This window comes from Rhodospirillaceae bacterium (assembly GCA_018660465.1).
Taxonomy (GTDB): Bacteria; Pseudomonadota; Alphaproteobacteria; order Rhodospirillales; family JABJKH01; genus JABJKH01.
Window position 1 is genome coordinate 24368 of sequence record JABJKH010000035.1, and the last position, 7188, is coordinate 31555.

Sequence of the window (7188 nt, forward strand, 5' to 3'; positions counted from 1 at the left end):
TTCGGCGAACCTAGTTTCAAGGTCGCCGCACTATTTAATGGTAAACGTCTTGCAAGAATACGTTTTGCGCAAAAAACAACATGACGTAGCACACCAGCGCAGATGCGAGCGGGGTCGCCACCCATCCCGCACTAATACGGCCGATGATCTGCCATTGAATTTCTTTGCCACCTTTGAGCAGGCCAATGCCGATGACGGCACCAACGACTGCTTGAGAACTGGAAACCGGCACCAGTGGAATGGTCGGTAATCCGGCTCCCTTAAGGAAAGCCTCTAATCCTTGCGATGCAAACATGAACAGCACGATAGAATGGGAGATCACGACCACCCAAGCCGCCACCGGCGAGAGCGGCAAAATATCGCTTCCCACGGTCAACATGACTTTCTTGGAATATGTAAACACGCCAACGGCGATCGAAATCGCGCCCAACAAGAACAACTGCTGGATCGAGGTGAAGGTCAAATAATGGGTGACTTCGAAATCGGTAAAAGGCGAAACCTCAACGAAGACACCCATTACGTTGGCGATGTTGTTCGCGCCAAGACTGTAGGCGCCAAATCCACCAGCAAAAATCAAGGCGGCACGGGTGTAAGCATCTAGCCTCAGAATATGAAACTTTGCCCACCGCAAATAAGCCTGTGTCATTTTAAATAGAGGTGCTGCAATCAATGCCGCAAGGATTGGACAGGCGACCCAGGTGGTGAGAATCTTTATGAGCGTTTGGCTGTCCGTGGGCGAACCACTGAACATATTCCAGCCAATGATCGCACCTACAATCGCTTGGCTGGTGGAAACTGGCAGTCCGGCCTTGGTCATCCAATAGACGGTAATTGCGGCAGCGAAGGCGGCAACGAAGGCCCCGCCCAAGGCATTGATCGCACCCAGTTTACCCAGTGTATCGGCGGTGCCTGCGCCACTGAACACGGCGCCAAGGATAACAAAGACGCTGCAAACGATGGCGGCAGTTGAAAACTTCACCATGCGGGTGCCGACGGCAGTGCCGAACACATTGGCAGCATCGTTTGCTCCCAAAGACCAGCCCAGGAACAAACCGCTGCTGAGTGCTAGAAGGACCGCAATTTCCATCTACATAGACCGCTTGACGGTGAAGATACCCAACTGATCCGCGATGTCTTCAGCAGCGTTGGGAAGTTCATCAATGCGATCAACAAAATGCCGGAGGTGGAGCTTTTCGACCTTGGGAATGTTGGAGGCAAATACAGCACGTTTTAACTTCGTACTGATCTTATCGGCTTCAGATTCAAGTAAGATAACCTTGTGAGTATGATCCCGAACCGCTTCGATATTACGGAAATAAGCGCGGGACGCCATGACAACGGCGTCTATGCATTCGCTGGCGGTTTCAGTTAGATTGTTGAAATCATTGTGAAATTCTTCTGGTATTTCTGGCGTTTCGATGGAAAACCGATAACAGTTCGCTTCACATACGTTGATCAGATTATCCATGTCTTCCAAAAGCGTAAGCACATCGGCGCGGAGATCAGGAATAAGCGTACGCTCATAAAGCTCTGCCTCAATGGTGCGGCGCAGTTCATCGGCACGGCTTTCGATGCCGTCAATATGGAGCATGGCGTCATCGAACTCTTCCGCCGGCCCTGACTGCAAATAACCTTTTACCGCGCGCCTAAAGATAATTCCTGCTTCGGAAATATGATCTAAAAATTCGTCGATCCGTGCTTCAATAAGCCGCGTCCGACGAAACAATGGCGAGCCCTTGCCCATTGCTAGGTCCCCCTTTCAAATTTTTATTATGGGCCTAGCCTAGACCCAAGACGTCTAACGACGCAATGCAATATGTAAATCAGGAATAAGATTAGGGATGGCAGATGTCGGCGTTTGTTCGCCGCCGGTCAGGTCTTGCACCCGTTCGGACACGAAAACATTCAGCATACCAACAGTGATATATTCGCGGTTTGTTAAGGCGGCTTCACCACGGAAGCCGTCGACAAGGGCTTCGGTAAAAGCGCCATTGGCCCAGGCTGGGTTTTCGTAAGACACTTGCTCCCCAGTAGAAGACGCAAAGATCACCACACCGTTTTCAGCACTTGAAAGATCGTTGATCATCCGAGTCGTGTCGGTCGATGCGCGACCCGGTCTGCCCAGGGCATCACCTGAATGGCAGGTGTCGATAAAGAAATATGTTAGCCCTTTTATGGAGGCCAATGCGCGGCGAATATCCGTATAGGGCAGAGCTGTCGCTTGGAGTTTCGAGATTTCTGCGTTGTGTGGCAGGAAGTGATAGGCACCAGATGTATCGTCGATCCCGTGGCCCGCAATGAAGACCATGGCGACGTCATCTTCACCAACCTTGGCCTGAATCCATTTAAGACCTTGGCGAACAGTTTCAAGCGTCGCCTCATTATCAGTCAGAGTTTTGACGATGATTTTTCCGTACGCGAGCCCCTTCTGCGCGTTGATTGTCCGGGTAAAGTCTCTTGCGTCTTGCGCTGCGAAGGCGAGTTTAAGATTTGCGTCTTGGTAGGCGCTGACTCCGACGGCCAAGACGTAAAGTGTCGGTAAGTGTTCCAGTTGATCCGACTTTACGCCAATCCACTTGAGCCTGATGGAAGAGGGCAAACTGGCGGCATGGGCATTTTCAGCAATCAATGAAATTTTCGCATTCCGCCTAGGGGCAAGTAGACTAAAAGAGCCTTTGTATCCTTCGGGACCAACCTTAATTTCAGCCTTGTCGAACAGGCGGGCAGGGCGACCATCAACCAGCACCTTGATCGATTTAACAGAGGCTCCTGACGGCGAGCGGAGAAGGTAATCAATTTTCACTTCAGGTTCATCGAAGGTGGCACCGCCGCGCGGACTGAGGATATTAATCACAGGCGGCAGCAGTTGAGCAACACTCCGCGCCTTGGATTTATTTTTGCCGCGCTCTACGTCTGCCTTCTTAATTGCCTCCGCTTCATCAAGCGTTGCCAGAACTTTCATCACCACATCCGGGCGATAAAAATTTTCTCGCAAACGCTTGGCTGGGAAGAAGTCTGGCGCACCCTTGGTACCACGGTTGAGATGCCAACCGATCAATGTATCGCCACCGGGTGACGACATGTAATATCCAGACGGTGTCCACGCGATCCAGCGTTTGCCGTCCCGGTGCGGGAAGAAGGCAAGCAGTTCTTGACCATCGCTGCGCCGGTGCCAGCGGATGGTTCCATCGCCAAGTGCGGTCACGACCAGTTTGCTATCAGGCGTCAGGTTAATCGCCCAGACTTCTGCCTTAGAGCGAAACCGCCAGATGATTTTTCCGGCGCGGTCGAATTGAATTAGATGCCACGACGTGCCGAGGAAAAAGTTCTGCCCATCCGGTGCGATGGCCATGGCGTTGGAATGATCGTGCTCCATCATCTGTAACGGGGTGCCATTTAAGAGCGGTTTATAGGTGCTCAACCAGTCCGCGATGTCTAGACCGTCGGCTTCCATGACAAAGGGGATGAGTCCTTTGGCTTCATCCGGCGGATCGATTGTTAACTTGCGTTGTAATAACGAAAACCGGGCCGGACGATTGCCAAAGGAATCGTATGCAAATTCGACGGTCGTCGCATCTTTGGAAATTAAAAAGCCCTCATGATTGTCGCGATAATCGGCGGATGCGGCCCCCTTGGTGTAGACTTTACGGTTCGCTTGATTGATAACGCCGAAGACCGGGTCGCGGCCGATGAAGATAACCCGTCCGTCTTTCAAAGGCAGAATTTGCATGACGGCGTTCTTGACGGCTGAATATTCCACATAGCGGCGCATCGACTTCGTCGACCAACGACGGATTGGATTCCAGCCTCCCTTATCGTAACGACCGCCGGCGTAAAGGTACTTCCCGTCCGGCGACCATGCGACGCGGGAAACATGGCCTTCTTTAATGTCTCGAGTGTTGGCCTTTTTTAGGTATTTTAAAGTCTTGGCGGAAACAATATCGACCCGGGCAGAATCTCCATAGCCCATGGCAATATATTTTCCATCAGGCGAGAAACTGGCGGCGACGATCCATTCTCCACCGGGGGCCTTTTTCTTAATTTTATTCTTAAATGTCTTGTCGTAGAGCCGTAAGTAACCGTCGAGCCCGGTGACCAATAGGCGCCCATCTGGCGCGAATTCAGCCCAGACGCTGTCGCTGTCAAAATCAGTATCATCCATTTTTACGCTGAAATCGTGGGTATTATAGATACGGAGCCCCTCGCCATCTTTTGTATCCCCCACCGGATGTTTCATCGATACGGCGAGGTACTTCCCGTCCGGTGAATAGGCCATATGATTAACCCGGTTGGGAACCTTGGTCACGTGACGAGTCATCTCGCCAGTAGCGACATCGAACTCATAAATGCTCCAGCCACCGTTCCAATTTCCGGTCCAGCCGCCGGTGACGATGCGCGTGCCATCGGGTGAGATATCCAGTGAATAGAGCGCTCCTTCATAGCTGCCACCAACAGGGACCCTAATCGTGCGCAACAGGGTGCCGTCATTGACTGACCAAATACGAACGGTCTTATCCAGCGATACAGTTGCCATGATACGTTCGTCCTTATCGACGACGACGCGAAGGATTGGGGCCGTATGCATGCCCGCTTCGATACGTAAAATTGGATCGAGCGCTAAGGGCTCATTCGCCGCCAAAGCCTGAGCAGTGCCAATCCCGAATGCAATGATGGCGGTTCCTAATGTTTTTAGAATATTTTCATGCATCCTGCGTTGTGTCCCATTTAAATTGACCTAGCGTAGTGTACTCATGTACCCTCTCGCGACGGATGTTTGAGTCATACCACAGTTTAAATTAGAGGGGATAATTATGACGAAGATACGGATCATTATGGCGGCGCTCCTTTTTGCCTTTGCGGCGGCTTCATTTGTTTCGTCGTCCGACGTGTTGGCAAAAGACCACTCCAATAGGTGTCCGACGGATAACCCTGGCTGCTAAACGCAAGCCATTAGTGTTAACTCATCCGTGATAGGGTCTTTTAATCCCCTTGAATGGCACGAATTTTTTACAAAGAAATGGTCCGTGGAATTTCTTCGGGGATTCGGCAGGGTTGTGTTCGTGCAATTCGGAAGATTGGCGGGCGCATTCATAATATTTGCCAACGTTATACTGACGGCCGATTTCGCGCGTGCTCAGGTGTTTGACTGCCAATTTCTTCAAGAGAATGCACCTGACGGAAAAGCCAACGAAGCCTCCTGCACGATGCATCCGGACATTGTTTTCAATTCGGTAACGGATACGCCTGGTCGTCGCAATCACTGCAAGGTCGATAGGGTGCGCGGCCTTGAAAATTTGGAAGGGGCCATTGTTGACCTTGGCACCCACACAGTTTCTTGGACCAACGTTTACCGGCTTTCAGATCATGAAAAAAAGCGCGTCAAAGCCTTTTATATGGCAAAACCGAATTTTCCCGAGGAAATTGCCGACCGCGACGCCAATTTGGAACTGCGAAACAAATATATTTTTAAGATCACCGCCGCCACTAAGTCAGTCGCCGCCGCTAAGTCTCCCCTAGAGAAACCTGAACATACAATCATTTTTGAAAATAAGTTCTGGAAATTCGTACTCTTTATTCCTGAGGATAGCGGCGAATCAATTTTGACGGAATTTAAGGGAAACGCCGAACATTCTTGGCTCAACGCACGCTTCGGAAGATGTAAAAGACGTTCTTAGAGTACTCTAGCGTAGGTTCTCTAACACGTCTTTTGATTCTCCAAATATGCCGACCACGCACATCGGGCGTTGATCCGCTGGCAATAGTCGGCAAAGGCGGTAGCTCTTTTCAAGGTCGTGACCTGTATAGAACATCAAGCCTCCACCAATATGGTCCGCGCACCAGCGAAGATAGCGTTCATTTCCCATCTGGGCGACCTCATTGCAGATCTTCGGTAACTCAGCGCGAAGTTCGGCCTCTGGGACCAAAAGGTGCGATTGCATGTTCTCCATGAACATTCCGCCCAGGCAGATTGAAATTTCTCCGCCCTTAAAACGGTGGCAACTCTCTATCGCTTCGGCAATCGGCATAAGGCCGCCTGTCAGAAGTCCATGTCCCACACCGTGGATACACTGTCTACGCAACCGATTGTCATATGATACCGTGTCGCAAACGCTGATTAAATCGGCGGTAATATTGTCTGTATCGCTCTTTTCCGAAATATAGGTTTGAACGGCACCGTGAACGCAGCCTTGGTTACAGTCCATCGAACACTCCGCCAGCGCCTTACCGAGATCAGCAGAATGTTTGTTCAAAACTTCCTCGCCGATGAAATGTGCGATCAGGTGACAGTCATCAATATTGTCTGTTCGTTGAAACTTTTTTGCCTTTAGCAAAGCAATTTCGGCAGTTTGGGTGCGGGTTAGCGCGCGGAAGTGAGGTTCCAGACAGACCATTTTTTTATAGGAATGAGGAAGTGCGAGGCATTCTTTCATAGAACGCATCGATTCTTTGTCAGATGTTTCAGGCGAATGAGTAAGGGCGGGTCCCGACCAAGTCAGACCCAACACTAACATCACGAAAACGCCGACTAAAATTCTTGTATCCTGCATAGGGCAAATTTCCAAAAAATTTAATCCAATGTAGAATTCAACGCATTGTAACAGCTCTACGAACCCAAGTTGCTAAAATAACTGAATGTTTTGTATGCAATTAAGTGTGGGGCTCGATTGTTGAATCAGGGAAAATTGGTTTGTTACAGTTATGGAGATTGGTACTATCGGCACCTAAGTAGGTTTTGCCGAGGAGGGGCGGTTGTCCGACCAGTTGCAACAAATCAATTGCAGGTACTCGCCTGAAGAGGACCGGCTCATTCTGGAACTCAGCACCAGCGGCCAGACGGCGTATCGTTTGTGGCTGACCCGCCGGTTCGTTCAGTTGTTCTGGCAAACCATTCAAAAATCCATTCAAGGCAAGCCGGAGGTTGCTCAGCATGCGGAACCCACAACTAAAAAAGCGGTAATGGAATTTCAGGAAAAAGAAGCCCTCGAAACGGCGGACTTCAAAACCGAATATAAAGGCCTAGACCTAATATATCCGCTGGGCGAAACACCGATGCTACCAAATTCGATCACCTATACGCCGAAGGGGGATGTCACGTCGTATACGTTTAAGGCCCAGGACGGCAAAGCCGTGACCTTCAATCTAAATCAGCAATTGCTATACTCCTTATCTCACATCCTGATGACGGCA

The 7188-nt window shown here is 50.4% G+C and carries 6 protein-coding genes; 2 read left to right on the top strand and 4 right to left on the bottom strand.

The genetic code is table 11. The features are described 5' to 3' along the window. Positions 1-34 precede the first annotated feature (34 nt). The 3 genes from HOM51_06300 to HOM51_06310 are packed head-to-tail and all read right to left on the bottom strand — an operon-like array spanning position 35 to position 4708. Positions 35-1087, bottom strand: coding sequence for an inorganic phosphate transporter (locus HOM51_06300; protein MBT5034117.1), 1053 nt, complete (start codon positions 1085-1087; stop codon positions 35-37). Beyond that, complete coding sequence (locus HOM51_06305) at positions 1088-1744, bottom strand: DUF47 family protein (GenBank protein ID MBT5034118.1); 657 nt, start codon at positions 1742-1744, stop codon at positions 1088-1090. Positions 1745-1798: 54 nt separating this feature from the next. Then, positions 1799-4708: a hypothetical protein gene (locus HOM51_06310; GenBank protein ID MBT5034119.1), complete on the bottom strand. Its 2910-nt coding sequence runs from the start codon at positions 4706-4708 to the stop codon at positions 1799-1801. Between the two features lie 352 nt (positions 4709-5060). Here HOM51_06310 and HOM51_06315 point away from each other — a divergent pair, with 352 nt between their 5' ends. Further along, positions 5061-5675 carry a hypothetical protein gene (locus tag HOM51_06315; GenBank protein ID MBT5034120.1) on the top strand — a complete coding sequence of 205 codons (615 nt, stop codon included), beginning with the start codon at positions 5061-5063 and terminating at the stop codon, positions 5673-5675. Positions 5676-5681: 6 nt separating this feature from the next. On the opposite strand, the gene HOM51_06320 is transcribed toward HOM51_06315, so the two are convergent. Beyond that, positions 5682-6548 (bottom strand): hypothetical protein, encoded by an 867-nt coding sequence (locus HOM51_06320; GenBank protein ID MBT5034121.1) that lies wholly within the window; start codon positions 6546-6548, stop codon positions 5682-5684. A 202-nt stretch (positions 6549-6750) separates the two neighbouring features. Between HOM51_06320 and HOM51_06325 the strand changes: the two genes are divergently transcribed. Then, positions 6751-7188, top strand: a 438-nt coding sequence (locus HOM51_06325) for a hypothetical protein (protein MBT5034122.1), incomplete at its 3' end; no start/stop codon positions are given.

Excerpts from the sequence above, each read along its gene's own strand:
- HOM51_06300 (MBT5034117.1), bottom strand. The coding sequence starts at position 1,087 with ATGGAAATTGCGGTCCTTCTAGCACTCAGCAGCGGTTTGTTCCTGGGC.
- HOM51_06305 (MBT5034118.1), bottom strand. The coding sequence starts at position 1,744 with ATGGGCAAGGGCTCGCCATTGTTTCGTCGGACGCGGCTTATTGAAGCA.
- HOM51_06310 (MBT5034119.1), bottom strand. The coding sequence starts at position 4,708 with ATGCATGAAAATATTCTAAAAACATTAGGAACCGCCATCATTGCATTC.
- HOM51_06320 (MBT5034121.1), bottom strand. The coding sequence starts at position 6,548 with ATGCAGGATACAAGAATTTTAGTCGGCGTTTTCGTGATGTTAGTGTTG.